The following is a 19,185-nucleotide window of genomic DNA, read 5'->3' as shown; positions in this document are numbered from 1 at the left end:
CAGATGAACTTAAATAACCTCTGTTTTGTTTTTCAGCAGCTTCTTCACCAATCCGGCCGCACGCACTTGCAGATTCAAATGAGGCGAAATTACACGCCGATGCGCGCCTGCCCGTATCGCCGCTTTAATATCGGCTATCGTTTCGTAATGGCCGCCCGGCAGCTCATTATATACGCAGCCGACCTGGAACATTTGATGAGCGTCGCTTCCTGCAACAACCGGAACTTCAAGCTTCTCGCCCAGCGTCAGCACTTTGGCGATATTTTCCTGAATGCCGATCTCATGCAGATCCTTGCCGTTTAAATCAAAAGCGTCAAACCGGCGCAGCAGCCTTTCGTCTACATGATACAGATGGTTCGATTCGCGGAACGGATGCCCGCCGATGACCATCATGCCTCTTGGCTCGCATAGGTCAAACAGTTGCTCCAGTCCGATAAACCGGCCGGGGCTTGTATGCCCGTTAAGCGCTTCGCGGATTTCCAGCAGCTTGTCCTTAGGGCCGGACACAAGAATGTGGCCCCTTCGGCAACGTCTACTTCCATCCCCGTAAAAATTTTAAAGCCGTCCGCATCGTAATAATGGTTGTTGCATGGATAGAGCTGGTCCAGCGTCCCGTATACATCTTCAAACCGGTGCGTGTTAAAATGCTCGGTAAGCGTAATGGCATGGAGGCCGTTATTTTGCGCTTCATGAATCATGCTGTTGAAATGCTCAATCTCAAAGTTTGTTTTTTTGGACAGTTTGACATGGATATGAAAATCGATTCTCATCTTAAAACTCCTCTGCTTGTCACTAGGTTAACTTCATCTATCCGGATACCCGTCGTCTGATCATAAATATTCATTTGTTCGTGGCGCAATTCGGCAAACAGGCGGCTGCCCGGCTCGTAATCCTCATCGCCCATTACCCTGGCCGTCAGCGAGACGCCTGACGCGGACAGCTGTACCAGCGTTTCCGCTCCGGAAGGGAATACCGCTTCCACCGTTGCGGCAATCGCTCCTTCCGGCGGATCGTAGCGATAGAGGCGGATATGCTCCGGTTTGATGGCCATCACAACTTGCTGGCCTTCTTCAAGCCTGCCGCCAGCAGCCGGATAAGCGGCAACAGCTGTCCTCACCGTAAATCCGGAGCTGTCGGCCGCAGCTGTTCCTTCTATAAAATTCATTTGCAGCCCTGCGTTTCCGATAAATTCGGCGGTCTGCAGCGTACGGGGATGGTTATATAATTCACGCGGTTTATCAACCTGGACGATCTGCCCGTTGAAAAAAACCGCAATCTTTGTAGACATCGTCATCGCTTCATGCTGGTCATGCGTCACATAAACAACCGTTGTTTTTAATTGCTGGTGCAGCCGCTTCAGCTCTGCCCGCATCTCGACGCGCAGCTTGGCGTCCAGGTTGGACAACGGCTCGTCCAGCAGCAATAAACCCGGCTCCGTCACAATGGCACGCGCAATGGCCACCCGCTGCTGCTGTCCGCCGGACAACTCGCCGGGATAACGGCTTGCCAGCTCCGGAATGCGCATTTTGTCCAGCGCTTCATACACTTTCCGCTTGATGTCCGGTTTGGCCAGCCTTCTCACCTGCAGCCCAAACGCGACATTATCAAATACGGTCATATGCGGCCACAACGCATAGCTTTGAAACACAAGGCTCAAATCCCGTTTGGACGGCTCCATATGGAAGCCGGTCTCGCCGCATGCCACTTGCCGCCCGCCGATCGCAATGGTGCCTCCAGCCGCTTGCTGAAGGCCGGCAATCGTGCGGAGCAGCGTTGTTTTCCCGCAGCCGGAAGGGCCAAGAAATGTCATGAAATCCCCTTGTTCAATTGTCAGGTCAATGCCGTTTAATACTTGTTTGTCGTGCAGCGTCACACGGATACCGCGCAATTCGATCTGTTTCATGTTACGAGCCTCCAATCCCTTGCGTCAGGTCCGCTTTGCCCCATTTGACGGCAATCAAATAAACCGCAATAACGATCGCAATAATGATCATCAAAATGACGTTGGTCAGCTGTTCATAACCTTTTTCGGCATAATAAAACGTCAAGGTCGTCAACGTCTCCGTCCGCGGCGTCACCAGCATAATAATCAGTTCCATTTCCTTCATGGCTCCGATAAACACAAGCAGAAACGCCGACATTAAGCTTTTGCGGTTCAGCGGCAGCAAAATTCGCCGGAACCGGGCAAACCAAGATGCTCCGCCCACTTGAGCAGCTTCCTCCAGCTCTTTGCCGATCTGCATCATCGAGGCGCTGCCGGCTTTTACCGTAAACGGCAGTTCCTTCACAACGGTAATCAGAATAAGCAGCGTAATGGTGCCATACAGTGCCGGAATCAATAAGGCAGGCTTAGCGAACATCGAGATGTAAATCGCCGCCAGCGATACGCCCGGAATCAAGTAAGGCAGAAACGAAGCCTGATCAACTACCCGCCCGATCCAGGAATGTTTGCCGCGGGAGACGACGTAACCGAGAATTAACCCGATAACTGCGGATAATACAGCTGAAGCCGCTGCGATAAACAGCGAGTTTTTGATCGCCAGCATAAATGTATCATTGCGCAATACGCCTTTCTCCCCGGTGTTAATGTCCGGATCGGAGCCTCCCCACCAATAATGCATCGTCAAATTGCTGATATGATATTGGCCTTCCTTCAGCATAAAAGACTGAAGCAGCAGCACCAGAAGGGGAACTACCGCAATCATCGCCATCAGCACGGCCGCCGCTCCCGCAGCCGGGTATTTCCACCGGCCAAGCTCCGTCAGCGTTCTTGCGCTGTCTTTGCCGGTCACCGTCACATAGCTGCGGCGGCTCCCCGCTACCCGCTGGTTCAGATAGATCGTCGCAACGGAAATCAGAATTAACGCCAGGCTAAGCACATTTGCTTCCGTCGTAAGGCGGGAACGCATGCTTGAATACAGCATCGTTGAGATCATATAGAAATTTACGGGCGAACCAAGCAGCGCCGGCACCCCGTAAGAGCTGATTGCTTTCGTAAAAATAAGAATAAACCCGGACAGCATCGACGGCATGACAAGCGGAAAAACAATTTTGCGCAAAACCGTCAGCCGCCGTGCTCCGGCTACGCTTGCCGCTTCCTCCAGCTGGCTGTTCATCGAGCTTAATGCAGCGCCAACGATCAGAAAGAAAAAGACGCTGTCATGCATCGACAATGAAAATACGATCGGTACAAAGCCGTAAGAAATCCAATCAGGAGGCGCAACATGGAGCAGCGATTGTAAAATGCCTGGCGTTCCGCCGATTTTGCCGTTTTTAAAAAACGTAAGCCATGCTTGCGACAATATCCACGCCGGCAGCAAATACGGAATAACAGCCAGAAACGTGATCGTTTTTTTGAGCGGGATATTGGTCCGCGTAACCAGCCATGCAAGCCCGCAGCCCAGCACCATGGAAAGCGCCGATACGGCAGCGCCTACGGCAAGCGAGTTCATAATCGGCTTATAGAACAACGATACGCTCATATCGCTGCCAAGCACGCGGGTCCAATGGTACAACGTGAAATGTCCCGGATTCGCTTCGCCGGTCAGGCGAACGTCCTGCTGCTGCCATACAAACGTCGTATAAGCTATTTTCAGAACAGGCCAAGCGATCATGTACGCTAAAAAAAGGATGGCTGCAATCCCGATCAAATGGACGGGATTGCGCAGCCAGTTCATGGATAGGTTATAGAGTCGTGTCCGCCGGAGGGCCAGCGTTTGCTTTTTGGACAATGCCTTCTCCACCCTTGCCTTCAATTACTTTTGCTTAATCCAGAAATCGCGTACTTTTGGCGCCGTATTGTACAAAGCATCCCCGTCGAACAGCCACAGGTTCAAATCTTCATACGGAATGTCGTTTTTCGTTTGCACATCGGAACGCGGCACCCACGAGCCGACCTCATTGAATGGAGCAAGCCCTTCGCCCTTGCCGTCCGTCTCTCCCATCATCCAGCGGATAAACAGCTTGGCTGCCGCTTCATGCGGCGCTTTCTCCGCAATAAACAAATACCCGGAATCCGGTACGGACGTTTTAGGCTTGATGTCGTAAATCGGCTGAATCGACCAGCCTTTTTCTTCGTTTTTCGAAACGTCGCCGGATACGGCAAGGCCCAGTGCGTCGCTGTCTGCTTTGCCGATTGCATCCAGTACGTCGTCGCTGCCTTTTAGTACGATAAGGCCGTTGTCAAACAGTTCCTTAATAAATTCGTAGCCGGCGTTTTCCGTACCGTGAAGCTCGATATCCTTGCCGAATTTTTCTTTATAAGCCGCAGCCATGTCATCGCTGTTAATGACCATCGTCGTAAACAAATCCATAAATGCAGGCGAGCTGAGCGGATCGGCCGTGTACACTTTTCCTTTAAACTCAGGTGTCGTCAAATCCCACCAGTTCGTAATCGGAACTTGAGCGTAATGTTTGGCATTATAAAAAATGGTGCGGAACTCCACGTAGTTGGCATACGCTTCCGCTTCAGTCCGGTAAGGCTCGTCCACTTTCGGGGCAATGTCCTCCGGCAAATATTTCGTATAACGCCCTTGATCCACCATCTCCGCTTCAACAGCGCCGCTTACTTCCTTCGTGACGATGACATCCGGGTTAAATTGTCCCGCATCCTGCTCCTTCATGACCTTGTCCAAAATCTGATCGGATTTCAGCTTGCTGACTTCCACCTTAATGCCCGGGTATTGCTTCATAAAAGTTTCCGCTGCATCATTGGCCCGGCCGGAAGTGGAATAGACCACCACTTTGCCTTCTTCTTTCGCTTTGGCGTACAGCTCGTCCACTGACTCCGCCGGAGCGGACGCCGGGCTTGCAGAAGGCTGGACCGAAGCCTCTTGGCCGGCCGGTACGGTTGCTGCCGATACATTCGTATTGCTGCCCCCGCCGCCCTCTCCGCATGCCGTTGTCAGCATCATGGCAGCCGCCAATATAACGGCAGCCCTTGCCGGTTTATACTTGCGAAGCTTGATTTTCATTCCTCTTCTCCTCCTAGCGGTATAACCTCTCGGTTTTCTCTTCCTCTATGACTATAAAGGCGAAATGTAAACCTGGCGTCATCGCCATTTTAGGATATTGTAAAAAACTATTATTTTAATATTTTTGATAGTTTTATTTCATAAATAAAAAAAGAACGCCGAAACGGCGTTCTTGGGAACAAATGAAATGATGGCTGGCTTGACTTGCAGGTTTATCGGTATAACGGGATGCTCGTCCCGCTTTTTAACGCTCGTACCAGTAGCCCGGAACGCCTTTCTCCAGTCGCATTAATGCCTCCAGGAAAAAATAATCGCCCCATATAACATAATCATCGGGTGAAGCTCCGCTTCTTACCGAATAGGAGCCATGCTTCAGGAAACCTTCTTCCGAAGCATCCCCTTTTGTAAAATAGTTGTCCGCCAGGCTGGCCATGGATTGCTCCGCCGCTTTGGCAAACAGCGCCTGATCCGGGTCGCCTTCCGGCAAATGCCGGGCGATCTCCAGCAGCCCGCAGGCACTGATGGCCGAAGCCGAACTGTCTCGCGGCGTTCCTTCCCGCTGAGGCGCGTCAAAATCCCAATAAGCTACATGATCCTCCGGCAGATGGCGGATAAAATAATGCGCCATCCGTTTGGCCGTCTCCAGCAGCTCCGGCTCCTTGAAGTAACGGTACGCCAGCGCAAAACCGTAAATGCCCCAAGCTTGGCCGCGCGTCCAGGTCGAGCCGTCCTTAAACCCTTGATGCGTGCCGCCGCGATACGAATCGCCGGTCAGCTGATCGAAATAAAACGTATGGTAGGAGGAGTCATCTCCCTTACCAGAAAACGCCGGCTTTGCTCCACCTGAATCCGTGCCGCATCCGCATAAGACGAATCGCCCGTTTGCTGCGTTGCCCAGTACAGCAGCGGCATATTCATCAGACAGTCGATAATAATGCGGCCGCCGTTGTCGTTGTCGCCTTCTTTGCCCCATGCCTGAAACAGCTGCATGCCGTTTCTCCACCGCTTCATAAGCACATCCGCCGCCTGCAAGGCGAGCCGGCGAGCTTCTTCATCGCGGTCCACAATCCATCCGGCCTTGGCGGACAGCGAATACAGAAATCCGATATCATGATGATCCAAATTCCGGTTATCCTTCAGGCGCTCCCGGAATGAAGCTACACTTGCAAGCGCCGCTTCATGCAAAGCGCTGTCGCCGCTGTATTCATAGCTGAGCCATAAGATCCCGGCCCAGAATCCTTCCGTCCAGTCGGTATTGGACACAAGCTGATAGCTACCGTCTCCATTGCTCACATGCGGGAACTTGCCGTTAAAGCGCTGCACATTGGCGGATGTAGTCGCTAAGGTTTGCTCGATAATGGTTGCCCAGCTCATCGTTCTATTGCCTCCTATTATTCTCATTTTGTGATGATGAACTTATTATAGGCGCAATATTCCGTAGGTTTGTTGTGTTATGATATAGGTATATTGCTATTTTAGAGAGGCAGACTTATGCATAAAATCGACCGGCTGCAGTTTGAACTTGGATTGTATTCGTATTCCCATAAGCTCAAATCGGACGCATCGCGCTGGTATCATGCCCATCAGGGCATCGAAATGCTGTACGTCTTTGAAGGCGAAGGCCATATCATGCTCGAGGGCAAACCATATCCGCTGCAAAACGGAACGCTTATCTGGGTGCAGCCTTACCAGCTGCATCTGGTCGATGTGCCGGCCCGTCCGGGAAACGCTTATATCCGGACGAACCTCACCTTTGACCCTTATTCGCTGGCCGGTTGCTTGGCTGCTTTTCCGGAACTGCACCGGTTTTACAACCGGATCTGGAAAGACAACTTGCCGGTGCAAATCTTTTGGCTGCGGGAGGATCATTCTGAATTGCTGGCCATATTGGAGGAGTTTGATAAACTTCGAAGCGAGCCGTCTGCCCAGCGGGACGAAAGCTTCGGGCTGCTTATGTTAAGGCTGCTCCGCTTTTTGCAGCGCCAGCCGTTCCGCGGACATGAAGCGGACATGAACGCCAGTCCCCGTATGCTGAAGCATATGGAAAGCATGACGGACTGGCTGGAACAGCATTACCGCGAGCCGTTCCGGCTGGAAGAGATGGCCCGCGACTTGTTTCTGTCGCCCTACCATCTGTCGCATCTATGCAAGGAAGCAACGGGCATAACGCTGTCCGAGCAAATTACGCTGCGGCGGATGAAGGAAGCATGTGCGCTGCTTGCCGGCACATCCAAGACGATACAGGAAATCGCCAAAGAAGTCGGCGGATTAAGCCCGTCTTACTTTTGCCAAATGTTCAAAAAAAACAAAGGTGTAACGCCCGAACAATACCGGCGGACGATCCGGAGCGGCTTGCAGCGTTAAGCCGGCGCAGCTTGCAGGTAAGCCCGAAGCGGCTTGCAGCGTTAACGCCCTTCTCGCGGAATATTCGCTATAAGCTCTATCAGCTTTTGCGCGGCTTTGTTTAAATAGCGGCCTTTCAGCCAAATGACGGCCGAGCTGGACGTATGCTGGGGCCCGCTGATCGGATAAGCGGGCTGCTTATATCTGCGCACTGATGTTCTCGGCAAAATTGAAACGCCAAAACCAGCCGCTACCAGCTCGGCCAGCATGCCGATATCGGAGCATTCGCCGACAATGACAGGCGACAATCCTCTCGTATGGAACTGCTCCAATATAAAATCGTAAAGTCCGAGCCCTTCCGTACTCGGCAAAATAAGCGGGTACCGCGCTATCGCTTCGAAGGATACGGCGCCTTCGCCGTCCAAGTCGCCGTCATGGATCGCCGTTTCCCCGCCTGTAACAAAATAAAGCGGTTCCGCGCCAAGTTCAACGTAATTCAAATCATCCAGTGCGATCGGCAGACGGACAATCGCAAGATCAAGCGATTTATCTTTAATCAGCTTGGCCAGCATATTCGTTTCGTTCTGCTGAATCTTGAACGTAACATTCGGATACATGCCCCGGAATACGTTCAAAGCTTCCGGAAGCCGCTCATCCGATAACGTGTTGACGCCTATTGCCAGCTTCCCGCGTATGCCAAGCCCTGACTCCGCCACCTCCGCTTTCGCTTCCTCCATCATTCGTGTGATCGCAACCGCATGCTCGTATAACGTTTTGCCCGGCGCAGTCAGCTCCAGATGGCGCCCGCTGCGGATAAACAGCGGCACGCCAAGCTCATCCTCCATCAGCTTCAGCTGCTGGCTGAGCGGCGGCTGCGACATATGCAGCCTTTGCGCCGCCGAAGTAACCTGCCGCTCCTCGGCTAACGCGATAAAATAACGCAGCTGTTTTATATCCAACCCTATAACCTCTCCCATTTGTATATGAATTTCATATCGTTTTTCAATTTTATAAATATTATTAATATAGTTATGCCCATGTTACCATAAAACCTGCGGCGCGAAACAATGTGTGCGCAATGGACTTGAAAGAAAGGAAAGCAGGGGTAGACATGAAAGCTTGGCTGAAACAACATGACGCCGCAAGCATGCTGATTGCCGGCGTGCAGTGGCTGTTCTTTTTATTTACGAATACGGTCCTGGTACCGCTTACGGTCGGGCATGCGCTGGGGCTTGCTCCGGATGATATCGCCTCGTCGATGCAGCGCTCCTTCGTATTGACCGGCGTATTATGTATCGCGCAGCTTATTTGGGGCACCGCTATGCGCTCATGGACGGCCCGGCAGGCATTTGGTGGGGAGTGGCGCTTAGCATTTGCGCCTCCGCTCCTGCTATGGGCATGGACACCGCTTCCGTTGCCGCCAGTTTGGCAGGGGGCTTTATATTATCGAGCGCGCTTGCCATCGTGCTCGCATTGTGCGGATTTTTAAACGTATTGAAGCGTATATTTACGCCGATTGTCATGGGCGTCTATTTGCTGCTGCTCACCTTCCAGCTGGCCAATACGTTTTTCAAAGAAATGATTGGCTATGAGCAGGGCGGCACATGGCATTTAAAGTTTGCCGGGCTGTCAGCGGCAATTATAATGCTTGTTGCGGTGATCCATTTAAAAGGAAGAGGAAAATGGGGACAATTCTCGCTGCTCATTGGCATTATATGCGGCTGGGCCGCGTATGCATTGCTGTTTGGCGCCGGCTCAGGCGGGCAGGCGGCAGCGGCGGAGCCGGCCGGCTCGGGAGGAATATGGCGCTGGCTGCCGTGGGGAACGCCTGAATGGCATGGCGGCATCCTAATGGTAGGCATGCTCGCCGGGCTGGTCAATATGACCAATACGTTAACCAGTCTGACGGCCGCCGGCAAGCTGTATAACGATAAGCCAACCGGCAAACAATATATGGGGCTTTTTTACTGACGAACGGCTTTTCGATTATAGCGGGATGTGTTGGCTTAATTCCATTCGGCACCTTTGCATCCTCCATCGGTTTTCTGGAAAACACAAAAGTATTACGGCGTGCAGCATTATTGGCAGGGTCGTCCATGCTGATTATAGCCGGTATATTCCCGGTTATGAGCGGCAGTCTGGCGCAGCTACCGCTGCCGGTAGGCGGGGCGGTATTATTTGCCGCTTATTTGCAAATGTTCGGCACTGCCTTCCGTACGCTGCAAGGGACGACCTTTCAATCCAAAACGATCTACCGGATGGCGCTCCCGGCACTGACGGGCATCAGCATCATGAACATTCCCGCTTCGGCGTTTGGCCAAATTCCGCCGCTGCTTGTTCCGATTTTATCGAACGGCCTAATCATTGGCGTAATTCTCGTTATTTTGCTCGAAAATCTTATCCGCTGGGACCGGTTTGATCCGGCAGTGCCGGCGAGTTCCGCTGCACCCTCGGCGATACCGTCGCCAGCCCCGGCTATGCCGGCTCCGGCTGCCGCACCCGCTTCACCGGCGGCGTATCGCCAGCCGAATAACGAAACCGCATTATCATCAAGCAAATGCAGATGATGAATAACGCTCCAAATCAAAAAGCCCGGCAAATGGCAGCCGGGCTTTCCATATAGTTCTGAACGTCTATACGCGCCTCTTATTGCAGCACGACCATCGCGCCTTTTACTGCTTCGCCGGCTACGCATACCGCCGCTGTGCCGCCTGGTGTAAATTCCGCTTCGATCGAAGCCCTTCCGTTCGCCAGCTGAACATACCGGCTGCCGCCCGCCGTTCCCAGATTATCGAGCAGACGCCCTTCACCCGCCAGCGAGAAACGGACAAACAAAGCCGCATCCGGACAAAACCGGTGTTTACCGTCCAGCGCTTCCACTTCAAGCGACACCCTTCCGTCCGATGCCGATACAGCCGTCAGCCGCAAATAAGCCGGCTCGGACCATGGCTCCGTCTGATAGCGGAACCGGACTTCATCCGACACCGTTACGCCGTCCTTTTGCGCGATAACCTTGACCGTATTAGCTCCTTCCCGGAACGGCACCTCCCAGTAAAGCCCTGCGCAAGGGAAACATTGCGAATCGCGCTGCTTGACCCCGCAGCTTTCACCATTAACAAACAGTTCGGCACTCTCGCAGTTGGAATATACGCGAACCGGTCTTCTCTCGCCGGGAGCGCCCCATCTCGTCGTCCAGGAATGGCCGTATATCCGCACCATCGGCTGCTTGCTCCAATAGGACTGGAAAACGTAATACGGCTCTTTTTTCGTCAAATCGCGTTCGACAACGCCTTTCTGGTTCACATACGGCACCGGATTGTCCGGTCGCAGCGGCGTGGAGAAGTCTTTAAACACCCACTGCGCCGTGCCGGTCAGCCAGTCCATCCGCTCCTGCGCCTTCAAATGCCAATCAATCAAATCGCAAAAATAAGTCTCTGACCAGTCGCCGTTTACCGATACGCGCGGATCGCCGCCGCTCATCAGAAAGTCGCCGTTGCGCTCATCCGCCGTCGCCTCGCAGCGGATATCCTGGAAGCCGGTATACGGCTGCTCGGCATGCCTGCCCGCCATGGCATCCGCCCCCATTCCATATGGATAAAGCGGCTTGTATGCTCGAATCCGTGCCTGCTGTATTCCTCATATTTCGGATAAATCCCCCTGTACCAGCCGGCCCAAATCGAAGGCGAATACACATCTACGATGTCTTTGCAAAATTCGCAGCGCCGGATGCCCGTTACCCGGTACGGGTCGCGTTCATGCGCGGTCTGATGAAGCTCCTTCATAAACCCGCGGATTTCCTCTTCCTCAAACGTCTCAAAATCGCCTTCCCAGTCGTTTTCGTTGCCCAGCCCCATAGGATCACGGACGGATGATTATAATGCTGTTCGATCATCGCCTTCAGCATGTCGCGGCATTGCTGTTTATACGCGTCATTGCCAAGCCCGCCGCGGCACCACGGAATTTCCTCCCATACCATAATGCCCAGCTCGTCGCATAAATCAAGCACCAGCTTGGACTGCTGGTAATGACCCAGCCGAAGGAAGTTCGCACCCATCTCTTTGATCAGCGCCAGCTCTTCCCGAATCATCTCGTCCGTCATCGCCGGGCCGACGCCGGCATGGTCGTCATGACGGTGCGTGCCGCGAATAAGCAGCCGGCTGCCGTTCAGCATAAACGGCCCCTTCCGGACAAATTCATAATACCGCACGCCAAACCGCTCGGTAATGCGGCTTGCGCCGTACTGGCTCGCAAGCGCAACTTCGCATTCATACAAAGCCGGGTCATCGGGACTCCACAGCTCCGGCGCAGGAAGCTCCTGCGTAGCCAGTTCCCGCATCCCTTCCCAGCCGTCAACATCCGCCTCATGCTGCCATACAGCTTCTCCTGCCGGATTGCGGACGGTTACGGCAAGCCGGACCGGCGTTTGTTTCCGCAACGGATTATACAGCCGGGCATCGATCCGGAGAGCCGCTTTGTCCGAAGAAGCTTCAAACACGGTAACGTGCACCCGCTCCAGCGATACGGCCGGCACATACTCCAGATGGACATGGCGGTATAAGCCGCCGTATAGGTTAAAGTCGCTTATATCCGACGGAACCGTCTGCAGATCGCGGCTGTTATCCGCCATGACGGCAACCGGAACCTGCCCGCCGTAATAGGGAATCGCCCGTACACGTTCCGCAGCTTCTGTAATATCTACCGTAAATTCGTCATAGCCGCCGTTATGGCTGCCGGCCAGCTCTGTTCCGATATAGACGAACGAGCGTTGGCCGGCGCCTTCAAACCGGAGCAGCGTCCGGCCTTCCGGATACGGATTGCTGACGTCCAGCTTTAGGCGATACCAGCCTTGTCCTTGATAATACTGGACGTCGGGGTCCACCGCGTCAAACGCGTTAAACGAATGGGGCAGCGTCACCGCTTCCCATGGCAGATGATACAGCGTTTGCTGCAGCTTCAGCTCCCGCCATACTTCCCACACGCCGCCTAAGCTTCCTTTATAATGTTCCCAGCCTTCTGTTAATCTCATTGCAGCTGCTCTCCTTCCACTCCAGCACGGATAACGCTTCGTGAAGCCTTCTAGAATATGCGGTTATGCCAGCCAATCAGCTTGGCAACCGCTTCTACAAAAAAGTAATCGCCGTAAATCAGCGAAACGTTAATATTGGAGCCGGCCGGCTTATTGCCTGTCCCTTCCAGCAAAATCGCTTCGTGCGTTTCGTTATCCCATGCGGCATAGTTCGCCGCCAAGGAGCTTACGATCCGCTCAGCCGCATCCCGGTAGACGCGGCCCTGAACAGCAGGCAGCGCTTCCGCCAGCTCAATCAGCCCCGATGCCGCACATGCGGCAGCCGATGTATCTCGCGGTTCGCCATCCAGCTGCCCGGAAGCGCGGAAATCCCAATGCGGCACATCGTCTGCCGGCAGCATCGACAAAAAGTAATGCGCCGCACGCTGCGAAGCATGCAAGTAGCGGGCGTCACCAGTATAGCGGTAAACATTCGCCAAGCCATGAATTGCCCACGCGGCTCCCCTGCTCCAGGCCGAATCAGGCGCTGCGCCTTGTCCGCCTAACGCTTCCACAAAGTCGCCGGTATCCGGATCAAAATGAACAATATGGCGGACGGAGCCGTCTTCGCGTATAAAATGTTCAATAATCGTGTCGGCATGCGCTTTGGCTATATGGGCAAAACGCGGATCGCCGCTTTCTTCGGACGCCCAGAACAATATGGACAGATTCATCGCCGAGTCGATAATGGACCATCCGGTCTTATCCTGGTTCCATGCCCGCAAGAAGCGGCCCGCCAGATTAAATCGCCCGGCCAGGAAGTTAGCGGCCGCAAGCCCGCGGCGGCGTCCGTCTTCATCACCGGTCAGTTTATATTTCATCACGGCCGTCGGCGAAAACTGAAAACCGACATCATGGTGGAAATTGTTGTCCTGCAGCATCTTCTGTTCGATCCGGGCATCCCACTCCCAGGCAGCCTTCTTGTATAACTCTTGCCCGGTCATATCATACATAATCCAGAGCAATCCCGGCCAAAAGCCGGATGTCCACCAATCGAGCCGCATATCGTCATAAATGCCGGTATCCGCGGCAGCGACATGCGGCGACTTGCTGCCGATCCGTTCGATCATCCGCCCGGTCTTATGCTGCAGCCGATCCCATAACTGTTGCCATTGCCCGCCTTGCAGGCTGCCATTTGGCGACGCTGCTTGAACCATGCAAACTCCCCCTCAGCTTCAATTTCGGTAAATGCCTGTATAACCAGCGTAACAAAAACAAGGGATCCTTTGTTTTGCGCTCTTATGATAAAATGTTGCTAGGTTATGATTTTGCGGAGGCTTGGTCCATGCGAATATTAAATTACATGAATTTGTACAGCCATCCTGTCCAGCTTTCGTACCTGAAGGACCGGACCGATGAGTTTGCGGAAATTTATCATGCGCATCAAGGGATGGAATGGCTGTACGTCCATCAAGGGCACGGCCAGGTCATCGTCAATCAGGAAATTGTGGCGCTGGAGCCGGGCTGCTTGTTTGTATTCCGCCCGTTCCAGCTTCACCGCATTCAAATCCGGCTTGCGCCGGAGGAGCGGTACATTCGTTCTCTCTTTGTGTTCGAACCTTCCGTGCTTGACGGCTATTTGGCCCCATTCACCGCTTTGCTTGCGTTCTTCCGCCGCTTATGGAAAGAACCGCTGGAGCAGACGTTTAAGTTCGCCGGGCTGCCGCAGCAGACGATTCACATTCTGTTCGGCAGCTGGCATAACCGGGTGCTTCAAGCGGGAGAGGACGGGCTGCCGCTTGAAGAGCAGATGCTGTTTCTCATGACGCTGCTTCACATGCTGCAAACGGCGGGAGCTCCGCAGCGGCAGGATGCGCAGCCGGTCCGCAGCTTTTCCATTGCGGAACGGGTCATGCAGTGGGCGGAGCGGCATTACGCGGACGAGTTCGATTTGGACCGTCTTGCCGGCAGGCTTCATCTGACGCCAACTTATGTATCAGGGGCATTCCGGCAGCAGACGGGCACGAGCATCACCGAATATTTGACCGCCCGCCGCATCCGCGAGGCATGCCTGCTGCTGAAGACAACCGGCTTGTCCGTTCAGGAGGTCGGGCAGGCGGTTGGCCTGACCAACAGCTCTTATTTCTGCAACCTGTTCAAAAAACAGGTTGGCTTAAGCCCGCACCGGTACCGGCGTGCCGGGCGGCAAGCCGAATAAAGCCAATAACCCGCTGCCTGTATGCAACAGGCAGCGGGTTATTGGCAGTGCAGGCGATGAGCATTGCGGCGTTTTGCGGCGGACGTCTGGCTATCGCTTCTTTAGCAGGCGTCCCCTGTCTCTCTTTTCAAACAGCTGTTCTTTTTCATTTGACATCCCCGCATCCTTGTCTGCCCCGGACAAAAAAAAGCACGGCATCTGGACGGCAGCACGGGCAATTTCTATCAATCTATCATAAGCTGGACTTTAGAGGGGGGCGAACGATGAAAACGTACGACAGCACTTCCGTGAAAAGCAAATGGACGAAAACAAACTGGCTGCTGGGCAGCGCTGCGACAAGGGAGCATATGCCTTCCACCATGCCCTTTAACCGGCGTAACCTGATTCATCTATTAGACAAGTACACAACCGTTTTTTTCAAGCCAACCAACGGCTCCGGCGGTTTCCGCATCATCCGGATTACAAAGCTGGATAACGGGTACCGTACGCAGCATAACACTAGCAAAATAACCCATGCCGGCATCAAGGAGCTGTACCGCCATTTAAACGCCAAAGCGAAACGCCGCGATTATTTGCTGCAGAAAGGAATCAAGCTGGATAAAGCCAACGGCAGGCCGTACGATATCCGGGTCATGGTTCAAAAAGCAAATGACGGGCGCTGGAAAACTACGGCGCTGTTCACCAAAATCGGACAGCCGGGCAAAGTGGCGACCAACTACAATCAAGGCGGCAAAATCGGCTATTTCCGGCAAACATTAGCGGATGCGGGATGCAGCGAGCAGGTCATCACACATAAAAAGGAACAGCTGGAACGGCTGGGAGAAGCTACAGGGAAGTTGTTTGACCAGCATGCCTCCGGCTTTCGGGAGCTTGGCCTTGACGTGGCGCTCGACGAGAGAGGGCGGATATGGATATTGGAGGTTAATACGAAACCGCAATTTTATCCATTAAAGCAGCTAAAGCATAAAAGCATGTACCACACCATTATGTCCTATGCGAAGCAATACGGCAGAAAAAAATAAAGGCTGCCCTGACAGGCAGCCTTTCGTTTGCCCCCGTTCCTTCGCTCTCTATACATAAGCATACGCTGTATCTTTTCCTCTTCAACGCCAATTCGATTTTTCATAGGATAGCATACGATTTGTGAATGTTTAACATTTCTAGTTTATTGCGTAACGGATTGAAACACATGCCGGATGACGTCTCCGCGGCTGATGATGCCTGCCAAGACGCCGTTTCGTTCGATCGGCACCTTTTTAATTTGCCTTTTGCCCAGAATCGCGGCAATCTGGTCCACATCCTCGTCCCAAGCTGCGGTAACCACTTTCTTTTTTGCAATAGCGAGCACGTTCAGGTTCAAAATTTGATTCACTTTATACTCCATATCGAGCTGGTCGGTGACTACCATATAATAGAAGGCTCCAATGACGCGGTCGCTTTTTTTGCCGATAAACCTCATAATGTCGCCGTCGCTAATATAACCAACAATCCGGTTCGCTTCATTAACGATCGGAAGGCCGCTTATCCGATGGTCAATAAATCTTTCGATAACGGCTCGAACGGTATCTGTTTCCTTGACCTTATACACATGATGATTCATAATTTCGAACGCCTTCATTAGGATGCCTCCTTACAGCTCTGTCTCCTAACATTATTTTACATAAGATTCGCTGCATTTGGCACAAAAAAAAGAGCAGCCATACGGCTGCCTATGACCAATTGAGTATAAACCCCCACTCCGGCCGCCGTTATCCGGCATAAACTATCGGATAAGCTATTTTTCAAAGGAGAGGAGCGCTTCTGCTATGTTTTGCTGCGTTGGCAAAGTGATTATCGTCAACAATAACGGCATTATCAATTTTGGTTTCCGAAAAGAAATCTCCCCGGAAAATATTCAGGTCGGATCGGACAATGGCGCTGCAGCCAATACGAATGCGCACAATAAAGCAAAGGTTAAAGCAAAAGGGCCTGCAGTGGTGCCAAGCCGTAAAAGCGCCGTCCCTTCTCCCAAAAAAAGAATCTGTTCATAGGAGCCTCGCCGCCGCTGCCATGGCAGAACCATTCCCTTTTCCTTACCGGTATGCTGGCGTAACGAGTCCAATATCCAGAACGGTCACGAAGCTGCCGCCCTCGAGCCTTTGGGTCTCGTTGCCTTTTATCCTAAGCGGGTATTCTCGCCCGCTCCATTGGACGCTGCCTTCCACATCGCTCGCCAGCATACCGGTTATTCCAATCAATTCGCCTCTGCGGTTTAGGATAGCCCTTGTCCCGTAGGGGAAACGGAGCAGCAGCTCCCCGTCGCGCCACAAGGCGCAGCCGTGCCTCGTATTGACAAGCTCCAGGAGCGCTCCATCAACCATGCGCGAATACCCGGTTTCCTCTGCCACCTCTTCGCCATGATCCATCGGATAAGGCACCAGCCCTGTGCACCACAGCAAACCTTCCGGAGTCGGCATAATGCCGCTCATCCTTTCCACAAAGTCAAGCACGCATAATATCGCAGGGGAATACGTATCCGTATATCCTTCCTCCCCGGTCCAAGCGTTTAACGTCTGCGGAAACCGGGTCATCCTTGCCATTGCACTCATGATCGGGTACATAAGCCATGTCAGCTCCACCACTCTGCCATGATGTTCAAACGCATGCGCAGTGCGCAGCAGCGTCAGGAAATTAACCGGCCCCGCCCAGCTGTTATGGGAAGAGGACGGGTCAAAGCGGGGATCATCCATTGCGATGGACGTTAACGGATATTTGGAGAAAAACTTGCTCGTATTCAACAAATACCGTTTTAACGCCGCATCAAAAAACGCCCGGTCCCCTACCTCGCAAGCCAGCACCCGGAGCAGCACGTCGGACTGGATACGTACCATGCACCCGCTCCGGTCCAAATCGTAAAACATGCCGTCGGCTTCGTCATAGCAATAGCTGAACAAGCTTTGCCGGCTTTGGCTGGCCTTCTCCAGCCAGTCGGATGCGGAGCTATGCCCCAGCTCTTCGGCGATTCGCGCCAAATAGATGCGCTGGGCGTAGGCGTTAGCCGTCAAATCCGGCGCCAGAAACGGCAGTACCGGCGACTCCGGGCTAAAGAGGCGCGCGTCGCTGAGATGAGGCGTATCCGGCACATGCCAAAACCGCGGCGACAAATCGTGGCCCGTATCAAATGCGCAAAATGCTTCCACGCAGCCGGTTCCTCTCGTATTCCGGTAACGCGCCAGCCATTCGTCGAACCGGGACATCGCCCCGTACATCTCTTCCAAAAAAGAAACGCCGGCGTTATGGAACCGGTAATGGTTCCACACGCTTCTGGCCAGCGGCGTAACCAATTGAATTTGCCGGTACGCCGGTCCCGCACCCGTCACCTTATAAGGCATTAAGCCGTCTGCCCGCTGAAACCGGGCAAACAGGCGGAAGGTCGACTCCGACACGCTTGGCAAAAACCGCGACAGCACTTCCGCATTAATCGTTCCGGTGCTCTCCAGCCAGCAGCCCGCATAAGCGCCGCCTTCTTGCAAAACAAGCTCGTCCCCGTAAGGGACAATGCAGTGCAGCAGCTTCGAGAAAGCGGCGTAATAGACGTTCTCGAGCCGAGCCGAGGAAGCGGCAAACTTCACGCCCGATTGCCGCCATTCCGCCAGCAGCTGCGCGTCCTGCGCATTACGCACCGGCTTGCCGCCAATATCCATCGTTTGGAGACGCTTCAACAGATCCATCCCAACAACCGCCTCTTCTCTTCATCATTTCTGTTCCTGCTGGAGCCGGTATTCAGCCTTTGACACTGCCCATAACCAGCCCTTTCATAAAATATTTTTGCAGGAACGGATAAACAAGCAGAACCGGGAACGCCGCCAAAAATACTTGTGCCGCTTTGTAAGTCCGGTCGTTTACTTCCGCCGTATTCAGCAGTTCATTGGTCGACATCAGGCTTGGATCTGTTGTAATAACTATGGTTTGCAAGTAACTTTGCAGCGGATAATGAATCGGCTGATTCATGTAGATCAAGCCGTCGAACCAGGAATTCCAGTGCGTCACAATCGTAAATAACGAGACGGTTGCAATCGCCGGCATAGAAAGCGGGCAATAAATCCGCCACAACACCCGCCAATGCCCGCGCCGTCCATATAGGCGGCTTCTTCAATTTCTTTCGGCAAGCTGCGGAAAAAGTTCATCAGCAAAATGACATTAAACACCGGCACCGCTCCCGGCAGCACCAAAGCCCAGATCGTATCCAGCATGTGGACCGATTTGATGGTCATATAGGTCGGAATTAATCCGCCGTTAAACAACATCGTAATGATAAAAAACCATGCGTACCGGTTGCGCCAGTGCAGCGATTTTTTCTCTTTGGACAGCGGGTACGCAATAAGAATGGTGAGCAGCATATTAATCGCGTAGCCGAGCACGACACGTTTGACGGAAACCCAAAACCCGTCAATAAATTCATGTTTCGTCAGCGCGTATTTATAAGAAGCGATGGTGAAATCGACCGGGAGCAGCTTTACCGATCCCGCCGCAGCCGCGGTGCTGGAGCTGAACGAAACGGACAATACGTTAATTAACGGCAAAATGCAAATAAAAGCAGTAAAAGCAAGCAGCAAGTAGTTAAACGTCAGAAACAGTTTGCGGCTTGGCGTCAGCATATGCATGCG

The 19,185-nt window shown here is 53.2% G+C and carries 17 protein-coding genes and 3 pseudogenes; 6 read left to right on the top strand and 14 right to left on the bottom strand.

Going from position 1 to position 19,185, the window contains the following annotated elements; genetic code table 11:
• Positions 1-9: 9 nt before the first annotated feature.
• The 6 genes and pseudogenes from ET464_RS01650 to ET464_RS01630 all read right to left on the bottom strand — a co-directional run bounded on the left by ET464_RS01650 (position 10) and on the right by ET464_RS01630 (position 6,347).
• Positions 10-507, bottom strand: coding sequence for a PHP-associated domain-containing protein (locus ET464_RS01650; protein WP_244226628.1), 498 nt, complete (start codon positions 505-507; stop codon positions 10-12).
• The gene (locus tag ET464_RS20130) at positions 390-770 is read right to left on the bottom strand and encodes a PHP domain-containing protein (RefSeq protein WP_244226627.1); all 381 of its coding nucleotides are present in this window, start codon (positions 768-770) and stop codon (positions 390-392) included. The genes ET464_RS01650 and ET464_RS20130 overlap by 118 nt, the downstream gene beginning before the upstream one ends.
• The gene (locus ET464_RS01645) at positions 767-1,903 is read right to left on the bottom strand and encodes an ABC transporter ATP-binding protein (RefSeq protein WP_129437681.1); all 1,137 of its coding nucleotides are present in this window, start codon (positions 1,901-1,903) and stop codon (positions 767-769) included. Before ET464_RS01645 ends, ET464_RS20130 begins: the two co-directional genes overlap by 4 nt.
• 1 nt (position 1,904) lies before the next feature.
• Positions 1,905-3,731, bottom strand: a complete 1,827-nt coding sequence (locus ET464_RS01640; RefSeq protein WP_129437679.1) for an ABC transporter permease — start codon at positions 3,729-3,731, stop codon at positions 1,905-1,907.
• A gap of 24 nt (positions 3,732-3,755) precedes the next feature.
• Complete coding sequence (locus ET464_RS01635) at positions 3,756-4,973, bottom strand: ABC transporter substrate-binding protein (RefSeq protein ID WP_208543881.1); 1,218 nt, start codon at positions 4,971-4,973, stop codon at positions 3,756-3,758.
• 244 nt (positions 4,974-5,217) lie between these two features.
• Positions 5,218-6,347: pseudogene (locus ET464_RS01630) on the bottom strand (glycoside hydrolase family 88 protein).
• A 117-nt stretch (positions 6,348-6,464) separates the two neighbouring features.
• On the opposite strand from ET464_RS01630, the gene ET464_RS01625 reads away from it, so the two are divergent.
• Positions 6,465-7,337: a helix-turn-helix transcriptional regulator gene (locus tag ET464_RS01625; protein WP_129437677.1), complete on the top strand. Its 873-nt coding sequence runs from the start codon at positions 6,465-6,467 to the stop codon at positions 7,335-7,337.
• Positions 7,338-7,378: 41 nt separating this feature from the next.
• Here the strand turns inward: ET464_RS01625 and ET464_RS01620 are convergent, their stop codons facing one another.
• Complete coding sequence (locus tag ET464_RS01620; RefSeq protein ID WP_129437675.1) at positions 7,379-8,275, bottom strand: LysR family transcriptional regulator; 897 nt, start codon at positions 8,273-8,275, stop codon at positions 7,379-7,381.
• 119 nt (positions 8,276-8,394) lie between these two features.
• Between ET464_RS01620 and ET464_RS20510 the strand changes: the two are divergent.
• A pseudogene (locus tag ET464_RS20510) lies at positions 8,395-9,287 on the top strand (purine/pyrimidine permease).
• A complete protein-coding gene (locus tag ET464_RS20505; RefSeq protein ID WP_341869785.1) occupies positions 9,266-9,883 on the top strand; it encodes a purine/pyrimidine permease in 618 nt (205 codons plus the stop codon). The pseudogene ET464_RS20510 and the gene ET464_RS20505 overlap by 22 nt, the downstream one beginning before the upstream one ends.
• A 79-nt stretch (positions 9,884-9,962) precedes the next feature.
• Here the strand turns inward: ET464_RS20505 and ET464_RS20120 are convergent, their stop codons facing one another.
• Genes ET464_RS20120 through ET464_RS01605 form a run of 4 tightly spaced genes read right to left on the bottom strand, consistent with a single transcriptional unit; the run spans position 9,963 to position 13,538 of the window.
• Complete coding sequence (locus ET464_RS20120; protein WP_244226626.1) at positions 9,963-10,886, bottom strand: DUF4982 domain-containing protein; 924 nt, start codon at positions 10,884-10,886, stop codon at positions 9,963-9,965.
• On the bottom strand, positions 10,796-11,098 hold the full coding sequence (locus tag ET464_RS20115; RefSeq protein ID WP_244226625.1) for a hypothetical protein: 303 nt from the start codon (positions 11,096-11,098) through the stop codon (positions 10,796-10,798). The genes ET464_RS20120 and ET464_RS20115 overlap by 91 nt, the downstream gene beginning before the upstream one ends.
• Positions 11,095-12,342, bottom strand: coding sequence for a glycoside hydrolase family 2 protein (locus tag ET464_RS20110; protein ID WP_244226624.1), 1,248 nt, complete (start codon positions 12,340-12,342; stop codon positions 11,095-11,097). The genes ET464_RS20115 and ET464_RS20110 overlap by 4 nt, the downstream gene beginning before the upstream one ends.
• 50 nt (positions 12,343-12,392) lie before the next feature.
• Entirely contained in the window at positions 12,393-13,538 is a 1,146-nt protein-coding gene (locus tag ET464_RS01605) for a glycoside hydrolase family 88 protein (RefSeq protein WP_129437673.1), read from the bottom strand.
• A gap of 128 nt (positions 13,539-13,666) precedes the next feature.
• Here ET464_RS01605 and ET464_RS01600 point away from each other — a divergent pair, with 128 nt between their 5' ends.
• Together ET464_RS01600 and ET464_RS01595 are read left to right on the top strand one after the other, a co-directional pair.
• Positions 13,667-14,539: an AraC family transcriptional regulator gene (locus tag ET464_RS01600; protein WP_129437671.1), complete on the top strand. Its 873-nt coding sequence runs from the start codon at positions 13,667-13,669 to the stop codon at positions 14,537-14,539.
• Positions 14,540-14,802: 263 nt separating this feature from the next.
• A complete protein-coding gene (locus ET464_RS01595; RefSeq protein ID WP_129437669.1) occupies positions 14,803-15,561 on the top strand; it encodes a YheC/YheD family protein in 759 nt (252 codons plus the stop codon).
• A gap of 143 nt (positions 15,562-15,704) precedes the next feature.
• Here ET464_RS01595 and ET464_RS01590 read toward each other — a convergent pair whose 3' ends face one another.
• Positions 15,705-16,157 carry a CBS domain-containing protein gene (locus ET464_RS01590; RefSeq protein ID WP_129437667.1) on the bottom strand — a complete coding sequence of 151 codons (453 nt, stop codon included), beginning with the start codon at positions 16,155-16,157 and terminating at the stop codon, positions 15,705-15,707.
• A 187-nt stretch (positions 16,158-16,344) separates the two neighbouring features.
• Between ET464_RS01590 and ET464_RS01585 the strand changes: the two genes are divergently transcribed.
• Complete coding sequence (locus tag ET464_RS01585; protein ID WP_129437665.1) at positions 16,345-16,569, top strand: hypothetical protein; 225 nt, start codon at positions 16,345-16,347, stop codon at positions 16,567-16,569.
• Between the two features lie 42 nt (positions 16,570-16,611).
• Here the strand turns inward: ET464_RS01585 and ET464_RS01580 are convergent, their stop codons facing one another.
• Together ET464_RS01580 and ET464_RS01575 are read right to left on the bottom strand one after the other, a co-directional pair.
• Entirely contained in the window at positions 16,612-18,249 is a 1,638-nt protein-coding gene (locus tag ET464_RS01580) for an MGH1-like glycoside hydrolase domain-containing protein (protein ID WP_129437663.1), read from the bottom strand.
• A 52-nt stretch (positions 18,250-18,301) separates the two neighbouring features.
• A pseudogene (locus tag ET464_RS01575) lies at positions 18,302-19,182 on the bottom strand (carbohydrate ABC transporter permease).
• Positions 19,183-19,185 lie beyond the last annotated feature (3 nt).

This window comes from Paenibacillus protaetiae (genome assembly GCF_004135365.1).
Taxonomy (GTDB): Bacteria; Bacillota; Bacilli; order Paenibacillales; family Paenibacillaceae; genus Paenibacillus_AP; species Paenibacillus_AP protaetiae.
The sequence above is the reverse complement of the archived record's forward strand: the minus strand, read 5'-3'. Positions and strand labels throughout refer to the sequence as shown.